Origin of the sequence: Pantoea stewartii subsp. stewartii, assembly GCF_008801695.1 — a bacterium.
Classification (GTDB): Bacteria; Pseudomonadota; Gammaproteobacteria; order Enterobacterales; family Enterobacteriaceae; genus Pantoea; species Pantoea stewartii.
The window spans coordinates 1-252 of the sequence record NZ_VZPF01000307.1 but is presented as its reverse complement, the minus strand read 5'-3'; the positions used below and the strand labels follow the sequence as shown (position 1 = coordinate 252).

Here is a 252-nt window from a genome sequence, read left to right as displayed (position 1 = left end):
TGGAGGCGAAGCGCCTCAAGGAGCCATGTCCGGTGTTTCACGCGATAGTGTCCATTAAAAAATGATGGACACTATTTTCCCGGAACCGGAGCCCGCTGCACAGACGGTTTAAATGTGACGCTTACCAGCAATGCGCAAATATGTTCGAACGGCCAGCGCCTCCCGCGTCCTGACGGTAATGACTTCAGGCCTTCAGCACCAGACAGAGTGAACCAGTTAATCCAGCGACCAATCGATGAGCGGGCACAGCAG

At 54.4% G+C, this 252-nt stretch carries 1 pseudogene; it reads right to left on the bottom strand.

What is annotated here, in order from left to right:
- Window positions 1–125: 125 nt before the first annotated feature.
- Window positions 126–252, bottom strand: a pseudogene (locus tag F7Q90_RS26300) (IS630 family transposase); the annotation flags it as partial.